This window comes from Streptomyces sp. SD31, from assembly GCF_052068475.1.
Classification (GTDB): Bacteria; Actinomycetota; Actinomycetes; order Streptomycetales; family Streptomycetaceae; genus Streptomyces.
In genome coordinates, this window is record NZ_JBQHCX010000017.1 from 1 (window position 1) to 26563 (window position 26563).

Consider the following 26563-nt stretch of genomic DNA (forward strand, 5'->3'; position numbering starts at 1 on the left):
GAAGCACCGCAAGGTGTGGAGGTGACCGGTACTAATAGGCCGAGGGCTTGTCCTCAGTTGCTCGCGTCCACTGTGTTGGTTCTGAAACCACGAACAGCCCCATGCCAAGGTCACGGCATGGTGCGGCTGGACAGTTTCATAGTGTTTCGGTGGTTATAGCGTGAGGGAAACGCCCGGTTACATTCCGAACCCGGAAGCTAAGCCTTACAGCGCCGATGGTACTGCAGGGGGGACCCTGTGGGAGAGTAGGACGCCGCCGAACTCCTTTTAGAGCTCTGGCTCTTGGGCACGCAGCCCGAGAGCCAGAGCTTTTTTGCGTTGAGGTAGGGTCAGGGGGCATCGTAAGTACGTTTCCCACAGGAGGCCCCCGGGTGGAGGTCCAGGAGACCCGTGTTCAGACGGACCGGGTACTCACCATCCCCAACATCCTCAGCATGGCGCGGCTCCTGGGGGTGCCGCTGTTCCTGTGGCTGATTCTCAGGCCTGAGTTCGGTGGGCCGAAGAGTGACGGCTGGGCGCTTCTGGTGCTGGCTCTGAGCGGCGTCAGTGACTACCTCGACGGCAAGCTCGCGCGGCGTTGGAACCAGATCAGCAGCCTCGGCCGGCTTCTTGATCCGGCGGCCGATCGGCTCTACATTCTCTCGACTTTGGTCGGTCTCACCTGGCGCGAGATTCTGCCAGTCTGGTTGACCGCTGTACTTTTGGCGCGAGAACTGGTTCTGCTGGTGATGGTGGGCATCCTCCGGCGGCATGGCTATCCGCCGCCTCAGGTGAACTTCCTCGGGAAGGCGGCTACGTTCAACCTGATGTATGCCTTCCCGCTGTTGCTGCTCAGTGACGGAAGTGGCTGGATCGCGTCACTCGCTGCTATTTTCGGATGGGCGTTCGCCGGATGGGGTACAACGCTGTACTGGTGGGCAGGAGTCCTCTACGTGGTACAGGTCCGCCGCCTGGTCCGTGCGGACGCCATGGCCGATTGAACTCGCGGATTGAACGGGCGTAGCGGCTCGATGGCCCGCGGCGGAAAAGTGCGGGACAATCTGGACGGGTGAAGTCGGCTAGACCGTCGTCTCTTATAGGAGGACGCTTCCGACATGAAGGCCGTCGTGATGGCCGGAGGCGAAGGCACACGCCTTCGCCCCATGACCTCAAGCATGCCCAAGCCGCTCCTGCCGGTGGCCAACCGGCCGATCATGGAGCACGTTCTGCGGCTGCTCAAAAGGCATGGGCTGAGTGAGACCGTCGTTACTGTTCAGTTCCTGGCCTCCCTGGTCAAGAACTACTTCGGTGACGGTGAAGAGCTCGGAATGGAGCTCAGCTATGCCAATGAGGAGAAGCCACTCGGTACCGCCGGAAGCGTCAAGAACGCCGAAGAGGCGTTGAAGGACGATGCTTTCCTCGTCATCTCCGGTGATGCCCTGACTGACTTCGACCTCACTGAGCTGATCAACTTCCACAAGGAAAAGGGCGCGCTGGTCACCGTCTGTCTGACGCGTGTGCCCAATCCACTGGAATTCGGCATCACCATTGTCGACGAGGAAGGCCGGGTCGAGCGCTTCCTCGAGAAGCCGACCTGGGGGCAGGTCTTCTCGGACACCGTGAACACCGGCATCTATGTCATGGAGCCGGAGGTCTTCGACTATGTCGAGGCAGACGTGCCTGTGGACTGGTCCGGCGATGTCTTCCCGCAGCTGATGAAGGAGGGCAAGCCGATCTATGGGTATGTCGCGGAGGGGTACTGGGAGGACGTCGGTACTCACGAGAGCTATGTGAAGGCGCAGGCCGATGTCCTGGAGGGCAAGGTCGACGTCGAGATCGACGGTTTCGAGATCTCCCCGGGTGTGTGGGTGGCGGAAGGCGCCGAGGTGCATCCCGACGCCGTTCTCCGAGGGCCGCTGTACATCGGGGACTACGCCAAGGTCGAGGCCGGTGCGGAAATCCGGGAGCACACCGTCGTCGGCTCGAACGTCGTCGTCAAGAGCGGTGCCTTCCTGCACAAGGCTGTCGTGCACGACAACGTGTATATCGGGCAGCACAGCAATCTGCGTGGTTGTGTCGTCGGGAAGAACACCGACATCATGCGTGCCGCCCGGATCGAGGACGGGGCGGTCATCGGTGACGAGTGTCTGATCGGTGAAGAATCGATCGTCCAGGGCAACGTGCGCGTCTATCCGTTCAAGACCATCGAGGCCGGCGCCTTTGTCAACACCTCGGTGATCTGGGAGTCGAGAGGCCAGGCGCACCTCTTCGGTGCTCGGGGTGTCTCTGGAATCCTGAACGTGGAGATCACGCCTGAGCTGGCCGTGCGGCTCGCCGGCGCCTATGCGACGACGTTGAAGAAGGGGTCCACCGTCACCACGGCCCGCGACCACTCCCGCGGTGCCCGGGCGCTCAAGCGGGCGGTCATTTCCGCGCTGCAGGCCAGCGCCATCGACGTACGAGATCTGGAGAACGTACCCCTGCCTGTGGCGCGGCAGCAGACGGCGCGGGGCAGTGCGGGCGGGATCATGATCCGGACGACGCCCGGGGTGCCGGATTCCGTGGACATCATGTTCTTCGACGGGCAGGGTGCAGACCTGTCGCAGGGTAGTCAGCGGAAGTTGGACCGGGTCTTCGCACGGCAGGAGTACCGGCGTGCGTTCCCGGGCGAGATCGGGGACCTGTATTTCCCGGCCAGTGTGTTCGACTCCTACACCGGGTCGTTGCTGCGGAACGTCGATACGACCGGGATTTCGGAGTCGGGGCTGAAGGTCGTCGTGGACGCGTCCAACGGCAGCGCTGGGCTTGTGCTGCCCAGCCTGCTCGGGAAGCTCGGTGTGGACTCGCTGACCATCAATCCAGGCCTCGACGAGTCCAGGCCCACGGAGTCGGCGGATGCTCGGCGGTCCGGCTTGGTGCGGCTGGGAGAGATCGTGGCGTCCGCGCGGGCGGCGTTCGGAGTGCGGTTCGATCCCGTCGGTGAGCGGCTTTCGCTGGTCGACGAGAAGGGGCGGATCGTCGAGGACGACCGGGCCCTGCTCGTCATGCTCGACCTCGTGGCTGCGGAGCGGCGCAGCGGGCGGGTGGCGCTGCCCGTGACCACCACGCGGATCGCCGAGCAGGTGGCGGCCTATCACGGGACACAGGTGGAGTGGACGACCACCTCGCCGGATGATCTGACGCGGGTCGGTGGTGATGACACGACGATCTTCGGTGGGGACGGCAGGGGCGGGTTCATCGTCCCTGAGTTCAGCAGCGTCTTCGACGGTACGGCGGCCTTCGTACGGCTGATCGGGCTGGTCGCCCGGACGCAGCTCACGCTCAGCCAGATCGACGCGCGGATTCCGCGGGCGCATGTCATCAAGCGGGATCTTGCGACTCCTTGGGCCGTCAAGGGACTGGTGATGCGGCGGGTCGTGGAGGCGGCCGGAGATCGCTTTGTCGACACGACCGACGGCGTTCGGGTCGTGGAGACCGACGGGCGTTGGGTGATGGTGCTGCCCGACCCGGCCGAGGCGGTCACCCGTCTGTGGGCCGAAGGGCCGGACGACGCGTCCGCGCAGGCCCTGCTCGACGAGTGGGCGGCGGTCGTGGACAGCGCCGGCCGCTAGGCGCCCAGTACGCGCGTGCGTGCCGGACAGGCATCCCCAGGGGGCCTGTCCGGCACGCCGGTGTGGGGCCATTCGGAGGTATCGGCCGCGACGTGCGACGATGTGCGGCATGCCGCAGCCCCCCGTTCGGAGCACACCCACGCGCCCCTCGCGCCCGGACGCGTCCATGTCGCTGCTCACCAACGTCATGGATCACAGCCTCGACGACGGGTACGCCGAGGCCGCCGCTCGCAAGAAGGCCGCAGGGGACGGGGGCCTGCCCAAGACGCTGAGGGCGAAGCTCGGGCTCGCCGCCGGGCTGGTGCTGGCGGCGCTCGTGGTGACTGTGGGAGCGGCGCAGGCGCGGGTCGCGGCGCCCGTCATGGCCAAGGAGCGCGAGGAACTGATCGACCGCATCGACCGTGAGACCGCGGCGGCGGACAAGCTGGAGGAGAGCGTCGACAAGCTGCGCGAGGATGTGAGCGCGCGGCAGCGCGAGGCGCTGAAGACGACCGGCGACAGTGACCAGGCGGAGCTCGTGGGCATCCTGGCGGGCGCAGTCGAGGTGCACGGGCCCGGTGTCAAGCTGGTCGTGAACGACGCCAAGGAAGCCAGCACGGGCGGCGACGGCGAACCGCGCGGGACGTCCGGCTTCTCCGACACCGGGCGGGTGCGCGACCGGGACATGCAGCGTGTGGTCAACGGACTGTGGGAGTCGGGTGCCGAGGCCGTCTCGATCAACGGGCAGCGCCTGACCGCCCTGTCGGCGATCAGGGCCGCGGGTGACGCGATACTGGTCGACAACAAGCCGCTGGTTCCGCCGTACACGGTGCTCGCGGTGGGGGACGGTGAGCGGCTCAGCTCCAGGTTCCAGGACAGTGCCGACGGCCTGTATCTGCACGCCCTGCAGGAGAATTTCGGGGTCAGGACCAGTATTTCCGTGCAGGACGACCTCCGCCTGCCCGCCGCACCGAGCGTGATCGTACGTACAGCACAGCCGAACACCGAGAAAACCGAGAAGGGCACATCGTGATCGCCGTACTGGGCCTCGTCGTGGGAGTCGTGGCCGGCCTGTTGGTCCGGCCTGAGGTTCCGGCGGTCGTCGAGCCTTACTTGCCGATCGCCGTCGTGGCGGCTCTCGACGCCGTCTTCGGAGGTCTGCGGGCCATGCTCGACGGGATCTTCGACGACAAGGTCTTCGTCGTGTCGTTCCTGTCCAATGTGGTCGTGGCCGCGCTGATCGTGTTCCTGGGCGACAAGTTGGGCGTGGGCGCCCAGCTGTCCACCGGTGTCGTGGTCGTGCTCGGCATCCGTATCTTCTCGAACGCCGCGGCGATTCGCCGGCACGTGTTCCGGGCGTGAGGCCGATGAGCAAGCACGACGAGAAGCCCGAGAACAGGTTGCGCAAGGAACTGCCCGAAGAGGTGCCGGCTGCCAACGCCTCCGACGCGTCCGAAGCCGTGGACGCCACCGAGGAGCAGGGGAGCGGGCTCACCGGGCGCCAGCGGCTGGCGAAGGGACTGTGGCCGCCGCGCGTGACCCGGGCCCAACTCATCGTCGCCCTGCTGCTGTTCGGCCTCGGCTTCGGCCTGGCCGTCCAGGTCGCCTCCAACAGCGACGGTGACAGTGCCCTGCGAGGCGCACGTCAGGAAGATCTAGTTCGCATCCTCGATGAACTGGACGACCGTACTCAGCGTCTTGAGGACGAGAAGCAAGGTCTCGAGAAGCAGCGCGACGAACTGGAGAACAGTTCGAACCAGGCCGAGGAGGCCCGCAAGCAGACGGTCGAGAAGGAGAGGCAACTCGGCATTCTGGCGGGCACGGTGGCCGCGCAGGGACCCGGCATCACGATGACCATCGACGACACGAAGGGGACGGTCGAGGCGGACATGCTGCTCGACGCGATCCAGGAGTTGCGCGCGGCAGGCGCGGAGGCGATCCAAGTGAACGGCGTGCGCGTTGTCGCGGACACCTATCTGACGGATTCCGGCAACAGCGTGAGCGTCGACGGGAACAAGATCACCGCGCCCTATCGTTTCAAGGTCATCGGCAAACCGCAGGACCTCGAACCAGCGCTCAACATCCCTGGAGGCGTGGTGCAGACTCTCGAGAAGGAGCAGGCCACCGTGACCATCGAGCGATCGGACAAGATCGTCGTGGACGCCTTGCGAGCGGCGAAGCGGCCTGACTACGCTCGGTCGTCCTCCCAGTGAACCGGGGGTGCATGGGGGACATCCGGCGAGGGCATGAGGTTGCGGGGGGTCGGCGCACCGAATGGGTGGTGCGTGGTGGAAACTGTCTGGTGGAGACGGACGTTGTGAGGATGTCCGGGTCGTTCGGAGAGTGCAGTCAGGGTTCGTCCTGCCCCACGGGCGGGTCTGTTTCGGTCAAGGGGAATCGCCCGTGAAGTTGTTTGCGAAGTTGTTCGGCAAGAGCGCGCGAGAGGGCAGGGACAATGCCACCGCTCGTCATCGCGCACAGGGGGACGAGGAAGGCCAGCGCCCGCTGTTCAGGGACCAGGTGCCTGGGCCGGGCGGTGACATTCCCGGTGGTCAGGGCGCGCCGTCAGTTGACCCTGCCCAGTCCGGCGGCATAGGTTTCGGGCAACCGTCAACCTCAAGTACGGGTGGAGGGTTTTCCCCGATGTCGGCCCTGGTGTGTACGAGGTGCGGTAACCGCAACGCGGAGAACAGCCGCTTCTGTTCCAACTGCGGCGCGCCGCTGCGGGCCGGTGCGGCCGCCGAGCGCCCGTCCGAGACGACCTCCACGATCTCCATTTCAGGCCTCGAGGCCTACGACGCCGAGGCCACCGGCCAGACGCAGATCCCGGCGCTGTCTCCCGAGGCTCAGGCGGCCGTCGACGCGCTGCCGCTGGGTTCCGCGCTTCTGGTGGTGCGCCGGGGGCCGAACTCGGGCAGCCGCTTCTTGCTGGACAGCGATCTGACCACGGCTGGGCGGCATCCGCAGAGCGACATCTTCCTGGACGACGTGACGGTTTCGCGTCGGCACGTGGAGTTCCGTCGCAGCCCGGACGGCTCGTTCACGGTGGCCGATGTCGGCAGTCTGAACGGTACGTACGTCAACCGTGAGCGGATCGACCAGGTCGCTCTGAACAACGGCGACGAGGTCCAGATCGGCAAGTACCGTCTGGTGTTCTACGCGAGCCAGCGGGGCTACTGACCCTCCCCCGGAGGCCGTCCGGGGAGACCCAGGGAAGGTCCATGCTGAAATCACCGAGCGGCGGTGCCGGGCACGGCATCGCCGCCACGGACAGTCGGCTGATGAGTATCGGCACGGTGCTGAATGTGCTGCGCGAGGAATTCCCTGACATCACCATCTCCAAGATCCGCTTCCTGGAGTCGGAGGGCCTCGTCGAGCCTCAGCGGACCCCCTCGGGGTATCGCAAGTTCAGCGCGCAGGACGTCGAGCGGCTCGGACACGTACTGCGGATGCAGCGGGACCACTATCTGCCGCTCAGGGTGATCCGTGAGCACCTGGACGCCATGGAGCGCGGGGAGGCCGCGCCGCTGCCGACCGTGGGCCGTCAGCGGGACGGCGAAGCAGTCCTGGAGCCCGCCGAGAGGCGTACCGCGGCCCGGATCGGGCGGGACGAACTGCTCGCCGCCGCCGAGATCGGTGAGCAGGAGCTCGAGGAGTGGGAGTCGTACGGGCTGATTACTCCGCTGCCGGACGGGGCGTACGACGCGGAGGCGGTCACCGTGGCCTCGCTCGTCGCCGAGCTGGGGCGCTTCGGGATCGAGCCGAGGCATCTGCGGGTGATGAAGGGCGCCGCCGACCGTGAGGCCGGGCTCGTGGACCAGGTGGTGGCCCCGCTGAGGCGGCACCGCAATCCGCAGACCAGGGCACACGCCGAGGCGCGTGCGAAGGAGCTCGCGGGGCTCACGGTGAAGCTGCACGCCGCGCTGGTGCAGACCGCTCTCGGGGTACGGCTGCCCTGAGCCGGCCTACCCGAGGAAGGCCGGATCGGCCACCCGTTCTCGGCCCGACTACCCAAACGTCCCGAGCACGGCCTAGGGTTGCTGTGTGAACGAGCTCGATGTCGTAGGTGTCCGGGTCGAAATGCCCTCCAACCAACCGATCGTGCTCCTGCGCGAAGTGGGAGGCGACCGCTACCTCCCCATCTGGATCGGGCCGGGGGAGGCGACGGCGATCGCTTTCGCCCAGCAGGGCATGGCCCCCGCGCGACCGCTGACCCACGACCTGTTCAAGGACGTGCTGGAGGCCGTCGGCCAGGAGCTCACCGAGGTACGCATCACGGACCTGCGTGAGGGCGTCTTCTATGCCGAGCTGGTCTTCGCCAGCGGTGTCGAGGTGAGCGCCCGCCCGTCCGATGCCATAGCGCTGGCCCTGCGCACCGGAACGCCGATCTACGGCAGTGACGGAGTGCTCGACGACGCGGGCATCGCGATCCCGGACGAGCAGGAGGACGAGGTGGAGAAGTTCCGCGAGTTCCTCGATCAGATCTCGCCCGAGGACTTCGGTACCAGCAGTCAGTGAGGCGACGTGGGCGGCGGCCCGGCGGACTCGCGGTCCGTGGTCGTGCGGCCCACAGTCGGTTCCGGCTCAAATGCCGGTATTTGCCAGCGGCGAGCGCGAGCGTCCTACGCACTGCTCCGAGCGCATTCGGCTAGCCTTTCCCCGCGGTGGGGTACGGGAAACCACTCCTAGGGTGATTATCACTCGGCGTGCCGAGTGTGGCGATCGTTGACGCACCCCTGGTGACTGCCTACCGTCGAGAAGGCAGGTCAAGGACGGAGGTCGGCGTGAGAAGCAGCGGCGACGGTACGGCTGGGGGTGCCCCCGGACGCAATTTCGGGGCGAGCGGCCCGTACCCGCTTCAGAGCCCGCTTCAGGGCAGTGCGGCCGATCACGCTACGCAGCGACCGACGGCCGTGCCGAGCAGCGGCGGAGGGGCGGCGTCCATGGAGACCGAGCAGATCGGCTACCGCGGTCCGACGGCGTGTGCGGCCGCCGGCATCACGTACCGGCAACTGGACTACTGGGCGCGCACCGGCCTTGTTGAGCCGAGCGTGCGGCCCGCCTACGGGTCGGGGACCCAGCGGCTCTACAGCTTCCGGGACGTCGTCGTCCTGAAGATCGTCAAGCGGTTCCTCGACACCGGTGTGTCGCTGCAGAACATCCGTACCGCGGTGCAGCATCTGCGGGAGCGGGGCTTTAGTGATCTGGAGCGTATGACGCTGATGAGCGACGGTGCGACGGTGTACGAGTGCACCTCGCCGGACGAGGTCCACGCGCTGCTTCAGGGTGGACAGGGGATCTTCGGGATCGCCGTGGGTGTGGTGTGGCGGGACGTGGAAAGTGCCTTGTCGCAGCTGCACGGGGAGCGCATCGACACCGGGGAGACGCTGGTCGGGCACAATCCGGCCGACGAGCTGGCTCGGCGGCGTAACCGGGCCGGCTGAGCGGTCCTTGTGGCTTGTTCGGCCTTCGCGGAGGTGCCTCGCGGGGGTTGTGGCGGGTGGGGCGAGTTTCCGGCGGGTCGCGGGCCAGGCGGTCGTAGCAGGGCATTGTCAGTGGCGTGAGGCAGCATCGTAGATGTGAGGAACGCGCCTACGATCCTGCATCTCGACATGGATGCCTTCTACGCCTCGGTGGAGCAGGCATCCAAGCCGAGCCTGCGCGGAAAGGCCGTGATCGTGGGCGGGCTCGGGCCGCGGGGAGTCGTGGCCACCGCGTCCTATGAGGCTCGGGTGTTCGGGGTTCACTCGGCGATGCCCATGGCCCAGGCACGCCGACTGGCGCCGAATGCCGCGTATCTCGTGCCGCGCTTCGGGATCTACCGTGACATCAGCGAGCAGGTGATGGCGCTGCTGCGGGAGCTGTCGCCGCTGGTGGAGCCACTGAGCCTGGACGAGGCCTTCGTGGATCTGGAGGCCGGGGGAGCGGCCTGGGACGAGGGATCCGCGCGGCTGGTCGGGGCGAAGCTGCGCGCCGACATACGGGCGGTCACGGGGCTCGCGGGGTCGGTGGGGCTGGCCGCGTCCAAGATGCTGGCGAAGATCGCCTCGGAGCAGGCCAAGCCCGATGGGCTGGTGGTGATCGAGCCCGGGACCGAGCGGGCGTTGCTCGGGCCGATGTCCGTGCGGACGTTGCCGGGGGTGGGGCCGGCGACGGGGGACCATCTGCGGCGTGCCGGGATCCACACGGTCGAGGAGATCGCCGAGGCGGGTGAGGACGAGCTCGTTCGGCTGCTGGGCAAGGCTCATGGGCATGCCCTGTACGCCATGGCGCTGGCGCACGACGAGCGGCCGGTGGTGGCCGAGCGGGAGGCCAAGTCGGTGTCGGTCGAGGACACGTATGACGTGGACATTCACGACCGGGTTCGGGTGGGGCTGGAGGTGCAGCGGCTCGCCGATCGTTGTGTGCGGCGGTTGCGGGGGGCGGGGTTGTCCGGGCGGACCATCGTGCTGAAGGTGCGGCGGTACGACTTCTCCACGTTGACCCGTTCCGAGACGCTGCGTGGGCCCACGGATGATCCGGCGGTGGTGCGGGAGGCTGCGGCGCGGCTGCTGGATTCCGTGGACACGACGGGGGGTGTGCGGCTGCTGGGGGTTGGAGTCAGTGGGTTGGCCGACTACACGCAGGAGGATCTGTTCGCGCAAGCCGCGGGGGAGCTGGTCGAGCACTCCGAGGAGGAGGGCGACGATCATGAGGAGCCTGCGGAGGAACGGCAGGCTGTGCCTGTCGAGCGGCGGTGGCCTGCGGGGCACGATGTGCGGCATGCCGAGTATGGGCATGGGTGGGTGCAGGGGAGCGGGCTTGGGCGGGTGACGGTGCGGTTTGAGACGCCGGAGTCGTCGGAGCCGGGGCGGGTGCGGACGTTTCGGGTTGACGATCCGGGGTTGGAGGCGGCGGATCCGTTGCCGTTGGTGCGGAGGAGACATGGAGGGAGTGGGGGGCGCGGGGACTCCGGGGCTGGTGGGGTTTTAGAGGCGGGGGATGTCGGACTGCCGAAGGGGGATGGTGGGGGCGTGGGGGAGGTGCCTGTGGCGTCTGGATAGGAAGGGCGGGGGTGGAAGGTTGCCGTGCGGTTGCCTGCCCGGCGTGGGGGCGCCACGGGGTCGCCGTGAGGGTGGGGGCGCTTGCCCGCGCCGGCGGTGCCGCTGCGCCCACCCGTGCCGCCACAGCGGCACGACTGCCCGCAGCTGCGTGCGCTGCGCGTGAGGGCGGCGGCGCGACCGTTGCGGCGCCCGCAGCTATGGCTTGATGGGGGCGGTTCGTCCGCGCCGCACGTGCACAAGGGCTGTCCCAGGCTACGCACGGCTCGTTCCGGAGAGGCGCCGGTAGAGCTGCGCTCGCCGGGCGGACCGCAGCTCGCCCCAGCAGCCAATAGCAACGGGCGCGCCTACCGGTCGGCCCGCCCCAGCGTGCGTAGCCGCCGCGTATGCCCCTACAGGACGGCCTGCCACAGCATGGGTAGAGCTTCGCGCAGCTCCGGGAGACACCGCCGCCCTAGCCTGCATAGCAGCGGACGGCGCTCCAGGACGGCCTGGGGCGGCGCGTTCCTGTAAGGGGACGAAGGGGACGCAGCGATGGGCACTCGGGCGGTGCGTCCGGTAAGGGTGGACGCGGGTGGGGCACGCGGGTCCGCCGCGAGCAGACGCCCCACCGACATGAGTGCGGACACCACAGGACGCACCGGGGGCCGTGGGGTAGCTGCGTGGTGTGGTCGTGTGGGGTCAGGCGTGGGGGTGGCTTGTTCTGGGCCCGTTGTCTTCTGGGGTCTCCGTGCCTGCCAAGTTGCCGAAGTCTCGGTCCGGGGGTGGGGAGGGAGGGGTCACGTCGAGGCCGTAGTGGTGGTAGAGCTGGAGTTCCTGTTCGGGGGAGAGATGGCGGCCCACGCCGAAGTCGGGGGCGTCCTTGATCAGGGAGCGGTCGAAGGGGACGTGAAGGGTGCCCTCGACCAGTTCGCTGGGCTCCAGGGGGACGAAGGCGTCCCGGGAGAACAGGCCGGTGCGTATCGCGGCCCATTCCGGCACTCCGGTCGCGTCGTCGAGGTAGACCTCGTCGATGGTGCCGATCTTGGTGCCGTTGCGGTCGAAGGCCTTGCGGCCGATCAGATTGCGCGGATCGATGTCGGTCTGCACGGGCCCTCCACTTGGTCGCAACTCATCCGTAAGCACTACGAAAAGGCACTTTGGTGAGCGCGGCCACTCGAAGGTTCGTGCGTTGACCCCGCTGGTAGGCTTGCTAGCGGCTGCTGACCCCGTGCGGGAGAGTCCTCCGGACACCATCCGGAGGCGCCGAAGGAGCAAATCCTCCCCGGAATCTCTCAGGCTCACGTACCGCACGGACGAGGTCACTCTGGAAAGCAGGGCGGGTGTCGACGGCTCCCGCTCTCACCGACGGTGAAAGCCGGGAGCCCTGTGGCGATCCCGGTGAAGCTCTCAGGTTGAGATGACAGAGGGGGAGGCCGTCCGGGTACCCGTGCCGTGGTGCCCCTCGAAGGTCGTGTCAGACCAGGAGGCCTCCGTAATGACCGCCCATCGCATTCCGCTCTCAGAGCTCGAACAGGGGATCCCTTTCGAGCAGCGTCATATCGGTCCTGACCATGAGGCTCGGGCCAAGATGCTGGCCCACGTCGGGTACGGCTCGCTCGATGAGCTCACCGCCGCCGCGGTGCCCGATGTGATCAAGAATGCCGACTCCCTCGATCTGCCGGGGGCGCGTACCGAGGCCGAGGTGCTCGCCGAGCTGCGGTCGCTCGCCGATCGCAACCAGGTGCTGGACTCGATGATCGGGCTCGGGTACTACGGCACCTTCACGCCGCCGGTCATCCTGCGGAACGTCATGGAGAATCCTGCCTGGTACACGGCCTATACGCCGTACCAGCCGGAGATCTCTCAGGGGCGGCTCGAGGCCCTGCTGAACTTCCAGACCATGGTCGCCGAACTCACCGGGCTGCCGACCTCCGGTGCCTCGCTGCTCGACGAGGGGACGGCGGCGGCGGAGGCCGTGGCCCTGTCCCGGCGCATGGGCAAGAACAAGAAGGGGCTGTTCCTGGTCGACGCGGATGTGCTGCCGCAGACCATCGCCGTGATCGAGACCCGGGCCGAGCCGGCCGGTGTGGAGGTCGTCGTCGCCGACCTCAGTGGCGGTATTCCGGCCGACGTCGCCTCCCGTGAGATCAACGGCGTGCTCCTTCAGTACCCGGGCGCCTCCGGTGTCGTACGGGACATCAAGCCCGTCATCGAGCAGGCACATGAGCTCGGCGCCCTCGTCACCGTCGCCGCCGATCTGCTCGCGCTGACGCTGCTGAAGTCGCCCGGTGAGCTCGGGGCGGACATCGCGGTCGGGACGACGCAGCGGTTCGGTGTGCCGATGGGCTTCGGCGGGCCGCACGCCGGTTACATGGCCGTGCACGAGAAGTTCGCGCGCAGCCTTCCCGGGCGGCTCGTGGGTGTGTCCGTGGACGCGGACGGGAACAAGGCGTACCGGCTGGCCCTGCAGACGCGTGAGCAGCACATCCGGCGGGAGAAGGCCACCAGCAACATCTGTACGGCTCAGGTGCTGCTCGCTGTCATGGCCGGGATGTACGCCGTGTACCACGGGCCCGAGGGGCTGAAGGGCATCGCCCGGCGGACGCACCGGTACGCCTCCATCCTCGCCGCCGGTCTCACGGCGGGTGGGGTCGAGGTCGTGCATGGCTCCTACTTCGACACGCTGACCGTGCGCGTGCCTGCGAAGGCCGCCGAGATCGTCGTCGCCGCCCGGCAGAACGGCGTCAACCTGCACCTCGTCGACGCCGACCACGTGTCCGTCGCCTGCGACGAGACCACCACGAGGGCCCAACTGGGCGCTGTATGGAGGGCGTTCGAGGTCGAGGGGGACATCGAGGCGCTGGACGCGGTGACCGAGGACGCGCTCGCGGGCGGGCTGCTGCGCAGCGACGACTACCTCACGCACCCCGTCTTCCACCAGAACCGCTCCGAGACCGCGATGCTGCGCTACCTGCGCAGGCTCGCCGACCGCGACTACGCGCTGGACCGCGGCATGATCCCGCTCGGGTCCTGCACCATGAAGCTCAACGCCACGACCGAGATGGAGCCGGTCACCTGGCCGGAGTTCGGGCAGCTGCACCCCTTCGCGCCGGCCGAGCAGGCGCAGGGCTATCTGACCCTCATTCGTGAGCTGGAGGAACGTCTCGCCGAGGTCACCGGCTACGACAAGGTGTCGCTGCAGCCCAACGCCGGGTCGCAGGGTGAGCTGGCCGGGCTGCTCGCCGTACGCGGATACCACCGGGCCAACGGGGACGAGCAGCGGACCGTGTGTCTGATTCCGTCCTCCGCCCATGGGACCAATGCCGCCAGCGCCGTCATGGCCGGCATGAAGGTCGTCGTCGTGAAGACCGCCGAGGACGGCGAGATCGACGTCGAGGACCTGCGGGCCAAGATCGAGCAGTACCGGGACGAGCTGTCGGTGCTGATGATCACGTACCCGTCGACGCACGGTGTGTTCGAGGAGCATGTCGCCGACATCTGCGCGCAGGTGCACGAGGCCGGCGGGCAGGTGTACGTCGATGGCGCCAACCTCAACGCCCTGGTGGGGCTTGCCAAGCCGGGGCACTTCGGTGGTGACGTCTCGCACCTGAACCTGCACAAGACCTTCTGCATCCCGCATGGCGGTGGCGGTCCGGGGGTCGGGCCCGTGGGTGTGCGTGCGCACCTGGCGCCGTATCTGCCGAACCACCCGTTGCAGCCCGCGGCCGGCCCGGAGACGGGCGTCGGGCCGATCTCGGCCGCGCCCTGGGGTTCCGCCGGGATCCTGCCGATCTCGTGGGCATACGTCCGGCTCATGGGCGGCGAGGGGCTCAAGCGGGCCACGCAGGTGGCTGTGCTGTCCGCCAACTACATCGCCAAGCGACTGGAGCCGCACTACCCGGTGCTCTACACCGGGCCCGGCGGGCTCGTCGCGCACGAGTGCATCATCGACCTGCGGCCGCTGACCAAGGCGACCGGTGTGAGCGTCGACGACGTGGCCAAGCGGCTCATCGACTACGGCTTCCACGCGCCGACGATGTCGTTCCCGGTGGCCGGGACGCTGATGATCGAGCCGACCGAGTCCGAGGATCTGACCGAACTCGACCGGTTCTGCGAGGCGATGATCGCCATCCGTGCGGAGATCGAGAAGGTCGGAACGGGTGAGTGGCCCGGCGACGACAACCCGCTGCGGAACGCCCCGCACACCGCCGGTGCGCTGGGCGGGGAGTGGGAGCACGCCTACAGCCGTGAGGAGGCCGTGTTCCCGGCCGGGGTCGCGGCCGCTGACAAGTACTGGCCGCCGGTGCGCCGGATCGACCAGGCCTTCGGCGACCGGAACCTCGTGTGCTCCTGCCCGCCGCTGGACGCGTACGAGGGCTGACGTACAGACGCAGGTGAAGGAAGGGCTCCGCCCTGGCGTACCCGGCCGGGCGGAGCCCTTCCGCGTCACGCCGTCGCCAGGGCCACGTCGGTCGCCTTGATGAGCGCGACGACCGGGGCTCCGAGGGAGAGCGCGAGGTCGGTGGCGGCGTCCCTGGTGATGACCGCGGTCAGGGCACCGCCCTCCACGGCGACCTTGATCGACGCCATCGCGCCCCCCGTGGCGATGCCGGTGATCGTGCCGGGCAGCCGGTTGCGGGTGGACAGGCCGTCGACCGGGGCCGTGGCGAGGGAGATCTCCGTCGCTTTCATGAGGGCGTTCACGGCGGTGCCCTCGGCCAGGCCGAGTTCCTCGACGGCCTCCAGGGTGATCGCCGCGGTGAGGTCCTGGCCGCCGGTGAGGCGGAGCTTGACCGTTGCCATGACCTCGCCGGGGGTGATGGCGGTGATCGTGCCGGGGAGTTGGTTGCGGATGCTCAGGGTCATGGAGGACGCCTCGCAAGTGGTGGGGTAGGGGTGTTTGGTATCGATTGAGGCTTTTGGGGCGGTCCCTACCGTAGTGCGGAGGTCAGGAGATCCCCGACGCCTTGAGCACCGCTTGCGTCGTGGCGTCGTCGATCTGATGTCCCAGCCGCTCCAGTACGTCCGCACCCTCGCGCAGCGTCCCTCGTTGGCGTGAGCGGCGTACCCCGGTGTCCACCTCGTGCCACAGCAGCGGGTTGGCGACGAGGATCCGTGGGTCCAGTTCCAGGCGGCGGCCACCCGTGTCGCACAGGGTCAGGTGGGCGGAGATGTCGCCGTACTGCCGTACCGTCACCAGCGCGTCCGTGCGCACCGCCTGCCGTCGTACGAGACCCCGTACCGCCAGCCACCCCGGGCCCGCGGTGACGCGCTGCGGGAGCAGGATCGTGAAGACCACGGCCGTCAGCACCAGCCACAGCAGAGCGCGCGGCGGGGTCAGGGTCTGCGCGTCATAGTCGACCAGCAGAGCCATGCCGAGGAAGGCCAGCGCGCAGCCCATGGCGAAGCGAGCGTCGACACGCCAGTGGCGGTCGCCGGTCGGGGCCGGACGCGGTCTGCTTCCTCCGGACGGCACAGTGCAGACGGTAGGGGCCAGGGCGCCGGAACGGCCGCCGCTTCCCGGTGCTCTGACGCCTTACGGTGCAACCTTGACGCGATTCTGATGTCCGCGGCCGTTTCAGCCGGTGTGCACCCGGGGCCTGCGGTCCCGGTCCGGCTCCGCCTCGCGCAGCACCTCGCGGGTGACCGGGGCGACTTCGCCCTGGCCGAAGAGGAAGAAGCGCAGGAAGTTGGCGAAGGGGTTGCCCTCGGTCCACTCGAAGTAGATGTGCGGGATGCGGCCGGTCGTGTCGCGGACATGCAGGAGCAGTGCGGCCAGGGCGTTGGAGATGGAGGAGGACTCCAGGGTCAGGACGCGGTAGCGGTTGTGCAGGACCTCGCCGCGTACGGTCAGGCCGGACTCGAACTCGGACGGGTCGGTGACCGTCACCTCGACGAAGACGAAGTCCTCCTGGCCGGGGACGTCGTTGTCCGCCCGGATCTGCTCGATCTTGTCGCGGTACTCGGCGGTGTCCCGCCGGTCGGGCTCATTGGCGATGAACCGGATCTTGCGGTTGGCCATGTCCCGGATGAAACGTTCCGCCATGTCGTCGAGCGTCACGTCGGTCACGCGCAGTTCGAAGGCGCGGGCCAGCCGGGACAGGAGCGAGACCAGGATGATGCCGGCGATGAAGCAGGCGCCGATCTTCACGCCGTCGGGGCGCTCGATGACGTTCATGACGGTCGTGTAGAGGAACACCGCCGAGATGACCGCGAAGGCGATGAACCATCCGCGCTGACCGGCCTTGCGGGCCGCGATGGTCACGGCGATCGCGGCGGAGCTGATGAGGACCAGCACGCCCGTGGCGTACGCGCCGCCCTGGGCGTCGACGTCGGCGTCGAAGATCCAGGTGACCAGGAAGGCGATGAGGGTGAAGACGATGACCATCGGGCGCACGGCGCGTGCCCAGTGCGGGGCCATGCCGTATCGGGGCAGATAGCGGGGCATCAGGTTGAGCAGGCCGGCCATGGCGGAGGCGCCGGCGAACCACAGGATGGCGATCGTCGAGACGTCGTAGATCGTGCCGAAGGCGCCGCCGAGGTACTCGTGCGCGAGGAACGCCAGCGCCCGGCCGTTGGCCTGGCCGCCCGACTCGAACTCCTTCTCCGGGATCAGCAGCGTGGTGATGAAGCTCGTCGTGATCAGGAAGCAGCTCATGATCAGGGCGGCGGTGGTGAGCAGCTTCTTCGTGTCCCGGATCCGCCCCGTCGGACGTTCCTCGGTGTCGTCCGGGTCGCCCTTGACGTGCGGCATCACCGCGACGCCGGTCTCGAAGCCGGAGAGGCCGAGGGCGAGCTTGGGGAAGACGATCAGGGCGACGCCGATCATGACGAACACGTTGCCGTGTTCGGCGGTGAGGGCGCTGGACCAGTCGGTGACGACGTGCCCCTCGGTGAGGACGTGGTATAGGCCGACGGCCACGACGACGGCGTTCAGCGCGAGGTAGAGGCCGACCAGGGCGACCGCGACGCCGATCGCCTCCAGGAAGCCCTTGAGGAAGACCGCGCCGAGCAGGGCCACGAGGATGAGGGTGATCAGCATCTGCTGGTCGTGCAGGGCGCTGTTCAGGTGCGGGTTCTCGACCAGGTGCGTCGAGGCGTCGGCCGCCGACAGGGTGATGGTGATCAGGAAGTCGGTGGCGGCGAAGCCGAGCAGGGTCAGGACGAACAGCTTGCCCTTCCAGAAGGTCAGGAGCCGTTCCAGCATCGCGATCGAGCCCTCGCCGTGGGGGCTTTCCTCGGCCACGCGGCGGTAGACCGGCAGGGCGCCGGCCAGGGTGACTATGACCAGGACGACGGTCGCGACAGGAGAGAGCAGGCCGGCGGCGAGCGCGGCGATGCCCGGCTGGTAGCCGAGGGTCGAGAAGTAGTCGACACCGGTGAGGCACATGACGCGGTACCAGGGCTGGCCCTTGTGCTCCGGTTCGGGTTCGGGCCGTTCTGCCTGCCGCCCATGGCCCTTGCCCATGTCGGACAGGCCCTCCAGCATCCAGGCGCGCAGGCGACTGGGCGGGGGGTGTTCGGTGGTGGCCATCTGCGTGCTCCTGATGTGCGGCGTGCGGTTCCGGCCATCACCCGGACGGCGGCACCAGCGTAAGCAGAGAGTGACGCATGGGCCCACGGATCAGGGGGCTGTGGGCGTCAAGCTTCCGTTAAGACTCACCGTGTCGGGGTGGGCCGCACGTCAAGAGTCGAGCTCCGGGGCTGTTCGGGCACGGGGTCGGCCGGGCGGGGGATGCGCGGCTGTCTTGTGACGGCGGACACGCAGCGTCATGGTGCGGGGCTTCTCCGCCCCCGGAGGAGCCCCGCTGCGCCGTAGAGGGCGTGCACGCCCGGCGCCGGAGTGGATGTCGCCCTGACATTGCCGCAGCCGGCGTATGAGTCCCGTCAAAGCCGCGCAGAGCGCCGTAAGGGACGCGTCAATGGCGGTCGATCGCGGCCATCGACGGTGTTTTCTCCAAGCGTCCCTGTCCGACGAACCTCACTCCAGGAGCTCACGATGGCCGATCTGGCCTTCGTCGTCACCACGATCGCGTGCTTCGCGCTGGTGGCTCTCGTCGCCAAGGGGGTGACCAAGCTGTGACCGCCGAGAACATCGTCGGCCTCGTCGTGGCCGTCGCCCTGCTGGGCTATCTCGTCCTCGCCCTGATCTTCCCGGAGAGGTTCTGAGAGCAGCCATGGGTCCCGTACTCGCCGGCGTCCTCCAACTGCTCGCCCTGATCGGCGCGCTGGCCCTCGCTTACCTACCCCTTGGCACCCACATGGCCAGGGTCTACTCCTCCGACAAGCACTGGCGGGTCGAGAAGTGGATCTACAAGGGCATCGGTGCCGACCCGGACACCGAGATGCGCTGGACCGCGTATCTGCGCGGCGTCCTCGCCTTCTCCGTCGTCGGCGTTCTCTTCCTCTACCTGCTGCAGCGGCTCCAGGGCGTCCTGCCGGGTTCGCTCGGCTTCTCGTCCATCGACCCGGACCAGGCGTTCAACACCGCCGTGTCCTTCGTGACCAACACCAACTGGCAGTCGTACTACGGCGAGCAGTCCATGGGCCACGTCGTGCAGACCGCCGGGCTGGCCGTGCAGAACTTCGTCTCCGCGGCCGTCGGTATCGCCGTCGCGGTGGCGCTGGTGCGGGGGTTCGCGCGCTCGCGCACCGGTGAACTGGGTAACTTCTGGGCCGACTTGGTGCGGGGTGTCGTACGCATCCTGGTGCCGCTTGCCGCGGTTGCTGCGGTCGTGCTCGTCGCCTGCGGTGCCATCCAGAACTTCTCCGGCATCCATGAGGTCGGGCAGTTCATGGGCGGCTCGCAGCAGTGGAACGGCGGCGCGGTGGCCTCGCAGGAGGCGATCAAGGAGATCGGCACAAACGGCGGCGGCTACTTCAACGCCAACAGCGCCCACCCTTTGGAGAACCCCACCCCCTTCTCGAACCTCTTCGAGATCTTCCTGATCCTCGTCATCCCGTTCGCGCTCACCCGCACTTTCGGCCTGATGGTCGGCAGCGTGAAGCAGGGCTACGCGATTCTCGCGACCATGGGCACCATCTGGGTCGGCTTCACGGCCCTGATGATGTGGACCGAGTTCGCCCACCACGGTCCGGCGTTCGACATCGCGGGCGGGGCGTACGAGGGCAAGGAGGTCCGCTTCGGTGTCGGCGCCTCGTCGATCTTCGCGACGTCGACCACCCTCACCTCGACCGGAGCGGTGGACTCCTTCCACTCCTCCTTCACCGGCCTCGGCGGCGGCATCACCATGCTCGGCATGATGCTGGGCGAGATCGCGCCCGGCGGTACCGGCTCCGGCCTGTACGGCATGCTGGTCATGGCGATCATCGCGGTGTTCATCGCCGGTCTGATGGTCGGCCGTACGCCCGAGTACCTGGGCAAGAAGATCGGCACCCGCGAGATCAAGCTCGCGGCCTGCTACATCCTGATCACCCCGGCCCTGGTGCTGATCTTCACCGCCTTCGCGATGGCCCTGCCGACCCCGGCGAACTCCATGACCAACAGCGGGGCGCACGGATTCTCCGAGATCCTCTACGCCTACACGTCCGCCTCCAACAACAACGGCTCGGCCTTCGCCGGTCTGAACGCGGACACGCAGTGGTTCAACACCACGCTCGGCCTGTGCATGCTGTTCGGCCGCTTCCTGCCGATGGTGTTCGTGCTGGCGCTGGCGGGTTCCCTCGCCGAACAGACGCCGGTTCCGGCCACCGCGGGCACCCTGCGCACCGAGAAGCCGCTGTTCACCGGCCTGTTGGTGGGCGCGATCCTCATCATCACCGGTCTGACGTACTTCCCGGCATTGGCGCTGGGGCCGCTGGCCGAGGGGCTGGCGTCATGACAACCGACGTAACGAATCACGAGGACTCCATGTCCACAGCCACTCCGACCCGGGCGCCGCACAGCGACCCACCCACCGGGCCCAAGTCCCCCGAGGGCCGTGTGGGTGCGGGCCTGTTCGATCCGAAGCAGCTGGTCAAGTCGCTGCCGGACGCCTTCCGCAAGCTCGATCCGCGGGTGATGGTCAAGTCGCCCGTGATGTTCGTGGTGTGGATCGGCTCGGTGCTGACCACGGTCTTCTCCTTCAAGGACCCGGGCGACTGGTTCGGCTGGACCATCAGCGCCTGGCTGTGGCTGACCGTGATCTTCGCCAACCTGGCGGAGGCCGTCGCCGAGGGCCGCGGCAGAGCCCAGGCCGACACCCTGCGCAAGGCCAAGACGGACACGGTGGCCCGGCGGCTCCACGGGTCGGTCGAAGAGCGTGTGCCCGGCACCGAGTTGACGATCGGCGACCTGGTCGTCTGTGAAGCGGGCGATGTCATCCCGGGCGACGGTGATGTCGTCGAGGGTGTCGCGTCCGTCGACGAGTCGGCGATCACCGGTGAGTCGGCGCCGGTCATCCGTGAGTCCGGCGGTGACCGTTCGGCGGTCACCGGCGGTACGAAGGTGCTCTCCGACCGCATCGTCGTCAAGATCACGACGAAGCCCGGTGAGACCTTCATCGACCGGATGATCAACCTGGTCGAGGGCGCGGCCCGGCAGAAGACGCCGAACGAGATCGCGCTGAACATCCTGCTCGCATCCCTGACGATCGTCTTCCTGCTCGCGGTGGCCACGCTGCCGCCCCTCGCGGACTACGCGGGCACGCACCTGACGATGGTGGTACTGGTCGCCCTGCTGGTCTGCCTGATTCCCACGACCATTGGCGCTCTGCTCTCCGCGATCGGCATCGCCGGCATGGACCGACTGGTCCAGCGCAACGTACTCGCCATGTCCGGCCGCGCGGTCGAGGCCGCCGGTGATGTCTCCACGCTGCTGCTCGACAAGACCGGCACCATCACGCTCGGCAACCGCCAGGCGGCCGAGTTCATGCCGGTCGGCGGCGCGACGGAGGCCGAGGTCGCGGACGCCGCCCAGCTGTCGTCGCTGGCCGACGAGACGCCCGAGGGCCGCTCCGTCGTCGTCCTGGCGAAGGAGAGGTACGGCCTGCGCGAGCGCCACCAGGGCGAGTTGGCCGGTGCCGAGTGGATCGCCTTCACCGCGCAGACCCGGATGTCCGGTGTGGACGTCGACGGGCGCAAGATCCGCAAGGGCGCCGCCGGTTCGGTCATCGCCTGGGTGCGGGAGCAGGGCTGCACGGTCGCCGACGACGCGGACCGGATCGCGGGCCGCATCTCCGCGGCCGGTGGCACTCCGCTGCTGGTCGCGGTCGAAGACGCCGACGGAGCACGGGTGTTGGGCGTCATCCACCTCAAGGATGTCGTCAAGGACGGCATGCGGGAGCGGTTCGAGGAACTGCGCCGCATGGGCATCAAGACCGTCATGATCACGGGTGACAACCCGCTGACCGCCAAGGCGATCGCCGACGAGGCGGGCGTCGACGACTTCCTCGCGGAGGCCACTCCCGAGGACAAGATGGCGCTGATCAAGCGGGAGCAGGCCGGCGGCAAGCTGGTCGCGATGACCGGTGACGGCACGAACGACGCGCCCGCGCTCGCGCAGGCGGACGTCGGCGTGGCGATGAACACCGGTACGTCGGCCGCGAAGGAGGCCGGCAACATGGTCGACCTCGACTCCAACCCGACCAAGCTCATCGAGATCGTCGAGATCGGCAAGCAGTTGCTGATCACGCGCGGTGCGCTGACCACGTTCTCCATCGCCAACGACGTCGCGAAGTACTTCGCGATCATCCCGGCGCTGTTCGCGGCCGTCCACCCGGGCCTGGACAAGCTCAACATCATGGGCCTGTCCTCGCCGGACTCCGCGATCCTGTCCGCGGTCGTCTTCAACGCGCTGGTCATCATCGCGCTCGTACCGCTGTCCCTGAAGGGCGTGCGGTACCGCCCGGTCAGCGCGGATCGCATGCTGCGGCGGAACCTCACCCTCTACGGGCTGGGCGGTCTGATCGCCCCGTTCATCGGCATCAAGATCATCGACCTGCTCATCTCTCTGATCCCCGGGCTGTAATGCTTCAGAAGCGTGGTGAAGGACCATGAACAACTCCGTTGCGAACACCGGCCGCTTGCTGGCCGCGGGCCTGCGGGCGCTGCTCGTGCTGACCCTGCTCACAGGCGTCGCCTATCCGCTGGCCGTCACAGGTGTGGCCCAGGCCCTCTTCCCCAACAAGGCGAACGGCTCGGAGATCAAGGCGGACGGCAAGGTCGTCGGTTCCTCGCTGATCGGTCAACAGGGCTACAGCCTTGACTACTTCCAGCCCCGCCCGGCGGGCGGGCTGGGGGAGAACTCGGTCAACACCCAGTACAAGCTGATCCTGTCCGGCGCCACGAACCGCTCCGGGGACAACCCCGAGCTGATCAAGTGGGTGACGGAGGCGAAGGCCAAGGTCGTCAAGGACAACTCCACCGCCGACTACAAGGTCGAGCCGACCGACGTGCCCGCCGACGCGGTGACGTCCTCCGGCTCCGGACTCGACCCGGACATCTCCCCGCAGTACGCGGACATCCAGGTCCACCGTGTCGCCGAGCGGAACGGCCTGTCCGTCGCCCAGGTGCGCAGGCTGGTCGACGAGCACACCGAGGGACGCACGCTCGGCTTCATGGGGGAGCCCCGGGTGAACGTCCTGGAGCTCAACATCGCGGTCAAGGAACTGGTCAAGGGCAGCTGACCGATGACCCGGGTGCTGGTCGTGGAAGACGACCCCCAGCTGGTACGAGCACTCGTGATCAACATGCAGGCACGCCGGTACGGAGTGGACGCGGCGCCCGACGGCGCCACGGCCCTCCGGCTGGCGGCCGCGCGTCAGCCGGACGTGGTGATGCTCGACCTCGGCCTGCCCGACATGGACGGGGTCGACGTCATCAGGGCCCTGCGCGGCTGGTCCCGTATGCCGATCCTGGTGCTGTCGGCCCGTCAGGCCTCCGTCGAGAAGGTGGCCGCGCTCGACGCGGGAGCCGACGACTACGTCACCAAGCCCTTCAGCATGGACGAGCTCATGGCCCGGTTGCGGGCCGCCGTCCGCCGTACCGAGGACTCGTCCCTCGTCCCCGGGACGGCGCGGGTGGAGACGGAGGCGTTCACCATCGACCTGCTGGCCAAGAAGGTCGTACGGGCCGGCCGCGACGTACGTCTCACCCCGACCGAGTGGCATCTGCTGGAGATCCTGGTGACCAACCCCGGTCGCCTCGTCCCGCACAAGTACCTGCTCCAGGAGGTCTGGGGCATGTCCCGGAGCGGCAAGACCAACTACCTGCGGGTCTACATGGCCCAACTGCGCCGAAAACTCGAGGCGGACCCCTCACACCCCCGCTATCTCATCACCGAACCCGGCATGGGTTACCGCTTCGAAGGGTGAACATGGCACGCGGCAAGCTTCGGATCTACCTCGGCGCGGCACCGGGCGTCGGCAAGACCTACGCGATGCTGTCCGAGGCGCACCGGCGGATCGAGCGCGGCACCGACTGCGTGGTCGCGTTCGTGGAGCACCATCACCGGCCGCGCACCGAGGTGATGCTGCACGGCCTGGAGCAGATCCGGCGCAAGGAACTGGAGTACCGGGGCACCTCCTTCACGGAGATGGACATCGACGCCGTCCTGGCCCGGGGGCCCCGAGTGGCGCTGGTGGACGAGCTGGCCCACACCAACATCCCCGGCTCGCGCAACGCCAAGCGCTGGCAGGACGTGGAGGAGCTCCTGGCCGCCGGCATCGATGTGATCTCCACGGTCAACATCCAGCACCTGGAGTCGCTGGGGGACGTGGTGGAGTCGATCACCGGCGTCCGGCAGCAGGAGACCGTGCCGGACGAGGTGGTACGCCGTGCCGACCAGGTCGAGCTGGTCGACATGTCGCCACAGGCGCTGCGGCGGCGGATGGCGCACGGCAACATCTACCAGCCCGACAAGGTGGACGCCGCCCTCTCCAACTACTTCCGGCCCGGCAACCTCACCGCGCTGCGCGAACTGGCCCTGCTCTGGGTGGCCGACCGGGTCGACGAGTACCTCAACGCGTACCGCAGCGAGCACGAGGTCTCGACGATATGGGGGTCCAGGGAGCGGATCGTCGTAGGGCTCACGGGCGGCCCGGAAGGACGGACCCTGATCCGCCGGGCCGCGCGGCTCGCGGAGAAGGGCGCCGGCGGCGAGGTACTGGCCGTCTACATCGCCCGCAGCGACGGGCTGACGTCCGCGTCGCCGAAGGAACTGGCCGTGCAGCGCGGGCTGGTGGAGGACCTCGGCGGCACCTTCCACCACGTCGTCGGCGACGACGTCCCCGCGGCCCTGCTGGACTTCGCGCGCGGCGTCAACGCCACCCAGATCGTGCTCGGCGTGTCCCGTCGCAAGAGCTGGCAGTACGTCTTCGGGCCCGGCGTCGGCGCCACCATCGCCCGGGATTCCGGCCCCGACCTCGATGTCCACCTCATCACCCACGACGAGGCGGGCAAGGGGCGCGGGCTGCCCGTGGCCCGCAGCGCGCGCCTCGGCCGGGCGCGGATCATCTGGGGCTGGCTGGTCGGCGTGCTCGGCCCCGTCGTCCTCACCCTGCTGCTGACGAACGTCGCCCCCGAAGTCGGCCTCGCCAACGACATGTTGCTGTACCTGTCGCTGACGGTCGCCGCGGCGCTCCTCGGCGGCCTGCTGCCGGCACTGGCCTCGGCGGTGGTCGGCTCACTGCTGCTGAACTGGTTCTTCACCCCGCCCGTGCACACGCTGACTATCGCCGACCCCGAGAACATCGTCGCCATCGCGATCTTCATCGGGGTGGCGGTGGCGGTGGCCTCCGTGGTCGACCTGGCGGCCCGCCGCACCCACCAGGCGGCCCGGCTGCGCGCCGAGTCGGAGATCCTCTCCTTCCTCGCCGGGAACGTGCTGCGTGGCGAGACCAGCCTGGAGGCGCTGCTGGAGCGCGTACGGGAGACGTTCGGCATGGGGTCGGTGGCGCTGCTGGAGCGGGAGAGCGACGTCGCCCCCTGGACCTGCGCGGGCAGCGTGGGCCCGCGGCCCTGCCGCGACCCCGAGGACGCGGACGTCGACGTGCCGGTCGGTGACCACCTGACCCTGGCGCTGACCGGCCGGGTGCTGCCCGCCGAGGACCGCCGGGTGCTCGCCGCCTTCGCCGCGCAGTCCGCTGTGGTGCTGGACCGCCAGCGCCTCCAGCGCGAGGCCGACCAGGCCAAGGGGCTGGCCGAGGGCAACCGGATCCGTACGGCGCTGCTGGCCGCCGTCAGCCACGATCTCCGCACCCCTCTCGCCGGCATCAAGGCGTCGGTCTCGTCACTGCGTTCGGACGACGTCGCATGGTCCGAGGAGGACCGGGCGGAGCTGCTGGAGGCGATCGAGGAGGGCGCCGACCGCCTCGACCACCTGGTCGGCAACCTGCTGGACATGTCCCGCCTGCAGACCGGCACGGTCACGCCGCTGATCCGGGAGATCGACCTCGACGAGGTGGTGCCGATGGCCCTCGGTGGCGTACCCGAGGACAGCGTCGAGCTGGACATCCCCGAGACGCTGCCGATGGTCACCGTCGACAAGGGTCTGCTGGAGCGCGTCGTCGCCAACGTCGTCGAGAACGCCGTCAAGTACAGCCCGCGGGACAAGCCGGTGCTGGTCTCCGGGAGCGCCATCGCCGACCGCGTCGAGGTCCGGGTGGTCGACCGCGGCCCGGGCGTCCCCGACGAGGCCAAGGAACGCATCTTCGAGCCCTTCCAGCGTTACGGCGACGCCCCGCGCGGCGCGGGGGTCGGACTCGGCCTCGCCGTCGCACGGGGCTTCGCCGAGGCGATGGGCGGCACGATCAACGCCGAGGACACGCCTGGTGGCGGGCTGACCATGGTGCTGAGTCTGCGGATGGCGCGGGGGCGCGGTCCGGCGGAGCCGGGGGAGTCGGGGGTGCCGGCTGCGGTTGTTTCGTAGCGGCTGGATGTGGCGGGCCGGGGCGGACCGTGTGTCAGCGTGCCGTCAGCATCCGACCGATCGCCGTCAGCATCGCGTCATGGGCCGTCCGAAACCCCGGCCGC

General features: G+C 68.5%; 21 protein-coding genes, 1 rRNA gene and 1 riboswitch. Of the genes, 18 read left to right on the forward strand and 4 right to left on the reverse strand.

What is annotated here, in order from left to right; genetic code table 11:
* Positions 1-145 precede the first annotated feature (145 nt).
* The 11 genes from rrf (at position 146) to ACTMVF_RS31410 (ending at position 10612) form a co-directional block, all read left to right on the forward strand.
* Positions 146-262: ribosomal RNA gene (gene rrf / locus ACTMVF_RS31360) — 5S ribosomal RNA — on the forward strand.
* Positions 263-371: 109 nt separating this feature from the next.
* On the forward strand, positions 372-980 hold the full coding sequence (locus ACTMVF_RS31365; RefSeq protein ID WP_441274461.1) for a CDP-alcohol phosphatidyltransferase family protein: 609 nt from the start codon (positions 372-374) through the stop codon (positions 978-980).
* 114 nt (positions 981-1094) lie between these two features.
* Positions 1095-3590 (forward strand): sugar phosphate nucleotidyltransferase, encoded by a 2496-nt coding sequence (locus tag ACTMVF_RS31370; protein ID WP_441274462.1) that lies wholly within the window; start codon positions 1095-1097, stop codon positions 3588-3590.
* A 100-nt stretch (positions 3591-3690) separates the two neighbouring features.
* A complete protein-coding gene (locus ACTMVF_RS31375; RefSeq protein WP_441274463.1) occupies positions 3691-4602 on the forward strand; it encodes a DUF881 domain-containing protein in 912 nt (303 codons plus the stop codon).
* The gene (locus tag ACTMVF_RS31380) at positions 4599-4931 is read left to right on the forward strand and encodes a small basic family protein (RefSeq protein WP_003988855.1); all 333 of its coding nucleotides are present in this window, start codon (positions 4599-4601) and stop codon (positions 4929-4931) included. The genes ACTMVF_RS31375 and ACTMVF_RS31380 overlap by 4 nt, the downstream gene beginning before the upstream one ends.
* A gap of 5 nt (positions 4932-4936) precedes the next feature.
* Positions 4937-5782 carry a DUF881 domain-containing protein gene (locus tag ACTMVF_RS31385; RefSeq protein WP_441274464.1) on the forward strand — a complete coding sequence of 282 codons (846 nt, stop codon included), beginning with the start codon at positions 4937-4939 and terminating at the stop codon, positions 5780-5782.
* Positions 5783-5843: 61 nt separating this feature from the next.
* The gene (locus ACTMVF_RS31390; RefSeq protein WP_441274465.1) at positions 5844-6749 is read left to right on the forward strand and encodes an FHA domain-containing protein; all 906 of its coding nucleotides are present in this window, start codon (positions 5844-5846) and stop codon (positions 6747-6749) included.
* A 41-nt stretch (positions 6750-6790) separates the two neighbouring features.
* Positions 6791-7528, forward strand: coding sequence for a transcriptional regulator FtsR (gene ftsR, locus ACTMVF_RS31395; RefSeq protein WP_441274466.1), 738 nt, complete (start codon positions 6791-6793; stop codon positions 7526-7528).
* 85 nt (positions 7529-7613) lie between these two features.
* On the forward strand, positions 7614-8087 hold the full coding sequence (locus ACTMVF_RS31400) for a bifunctional nuclease family protein (protein WP_004002801.1): 474 nt from the start codon (positions 7614-7616) through the stop codon (positions 8085-8087).
* Between the two features lie 266 nt (positions 8088-8353).
* Positions 8354-9013 carry a MerR family transcriptional regulator gene (locus tag ACTMVF_RS31405; protein WP_441274467.1) on the forward strand — a complete coding sequence of 220 codons (660 nt, stop codon included), beginning with the start codon at positions 8354-8356 and terminating at the stop codon, positions 9011-9013.
* A 135-nt stretch (positions 9014-9148) separates the two neighbouring features.
* Positions 9149-10612: a DNA polymerase IV gene (locus ACTMVF_RS31410; protein WP_441274468.1), complete on the forward strand. Its 1464-nt coding sequence runs from the start codon at positions 9149-9151 to the stop codon at positions 10610-10612.
* A 678-nt stretch (positions 10613-11290) separates the two neighbouring features.
* Here the strand turns inward: ACTMVF_RS31410 and ACTMVF_RS31415 are convergent.
* Entirely contained in the window at positions 11291-11698 is a 408-nt protein-coding gene (locus ACTMVF_RS31415; protein ID WP_441274469.1) for a PRC-barrel domain-containing protein, read from the reverse strand.
* A 114-nt stretch (positions 11699-11812) separates the two neighbouring features.
* Positions 11813-11909, forward strand: a riboswitch (glycine riboswitch).
* 177 nt (positions 11910-12086) lie between these two features.
* On the opposite strand from ACTMVF_RS31415, the gene gcvP reads away from it, so the two are divergent.
* The gene (gene gcvP / locus ACTMVF_RS31420) at positions 12087-14972 is read left to right on the forward strand and encodes an aminomethyl-transferring glycine dehydrogenase (protein ID WP_441274470.1); all 2886 of its coding nucleotides are present in this window, start codon (positions 12087-12089) and stop codon (positions 14970-14972) included.
* A 65-nt stretch (positions 14973-15037) separates the two neighbouring features.
* On the opposite strand, the gene ACTMVF_RS31425 is transcribed toward gcvP, so the two are convergent.
* The 3 genes from ACTMVF_RS31425 to ACTMVF_RS31435 all read right to left on the reverse strand — a co-directional run bounded on the left by ACTMVF_RS31425 (position 15038) and on the right by ACTMVF_RS31435 (position 18125).
* On the reverse strand, positions 15038-15457 hold the full coding sequence (locus ACTMVF_RS31425; protein WP_441274471.1) for a TOBE domain-containing protein: 420 nt from the start codon (positions 15455-15457) through the stop codon (positions 15038-15040).
* A gap of 82 nt (positions 15458-15539) precedes the next feature.
* A complete protein-coding gene (locus ACTMVF_RS31430) occupies positions 15540-15992 on the reverse strand; it encodes a hypothetical protein (protein ID WP_441274663.1) in 453 nt (150 codons plus the stop codon).
* 177 nt (positions 15993-16169) lie between these two features.
* On the reverse strand, positions 16170-18125 hold the full coding sequence (locus ACTMVF_RS31435) for an amino acid transporter (RefSeq protein WP_441274472.1): 1956 nt from the start codon (positions 18123-18125) through the stop codon (positions 16170-16172).
* A 545-nt stretch (positions 18126-18670) separates the two neighbouring features.
* Here ACTMVF_RS31435 and kdpF point away from each other — a divergent pair.
* From kdpF to ACTMVF_RS31465, 6 genes are read left to right on the forward strand one after another with little or no spacing between them, the layout of a single operon-like run.
* The gene (kdpF, locus tag ACTMVF_RS31440) at positions 18671-18760 is read left to right on the forward strand and encodes a K(+)-transporting ATPase subunit F (RefSeq protein ID WP_016434100.1); all 90 of its coding nucleotides are present in this window, start codon (positions 18671-18673) and stop codon (positions 18758-18760) included.
* An 8-nt stretch (positions 18761-18768) separates the two neighbouring features.
* The gene (gene kdpA / locus ACTMVF_RS31445; RefSeq protein WP_441274473.1) at positions 18769-20433 is read left to right on the forward strand and encodes a potassium-transporting ATPase subunit KdpA; all 1665 of its coding nucleotides are present in this window, start codon (positions 18769-18771) and stop codon (positions 20431-20433) included.
* Positions 20430-22559, forward strand: a complete 2130-nt coding sequence (kdpB, locus tag ACTMVF_RS31450; RefSeq protein ID WP_441274474.1) for a potassium-transporting ATPase subunit KdpB — start codon at positions 20430-20432, stop codon at positions 22557-22559. Before kdpA ends, kdpB begins: the two co-directional genes overlap by 4 nt.
* 25 nt (positions 22560-22584) lie before the next feature.
* Positions 22585-23217 carry a potassium-transporting ATPase subunit C gene (locus tag ACTMVF_RS31455; RefSeq protein ID WP_441274475.1) on the forward strand — a complete coding sequence of 211 codons (633 nt, stop codon included), beginning with the start codon at positions 22585-22587 and terminating at the stop codon, positions 23215-23217.
* 3 nt (positions 23218-23220) lie between these two features.
* A complete protein-coding gene (locus ACTMVF_RS31460; RefSeq protein WP_441274476.1) occupies positions 23221-23904 on the forward strand; it encodes a response regulator in 684 nt (227 codons plus the stop codon).
* A 2-nt stretch (positions 23905-23906) separates the two neighbouring features.
* Positions 23907-26459, forward strand: coding sequence for a DUF4118 domain-containing protein (locus ACTMVF_RS31465; RefSeq protein ID WP_441274477.1), 2553 nt, complete (start codon positions 23907-23909; stop codon positions 26457-26459).
* The last annotated feature ends 104 nt before the right edge of the window (positions 26460-26563 follow it).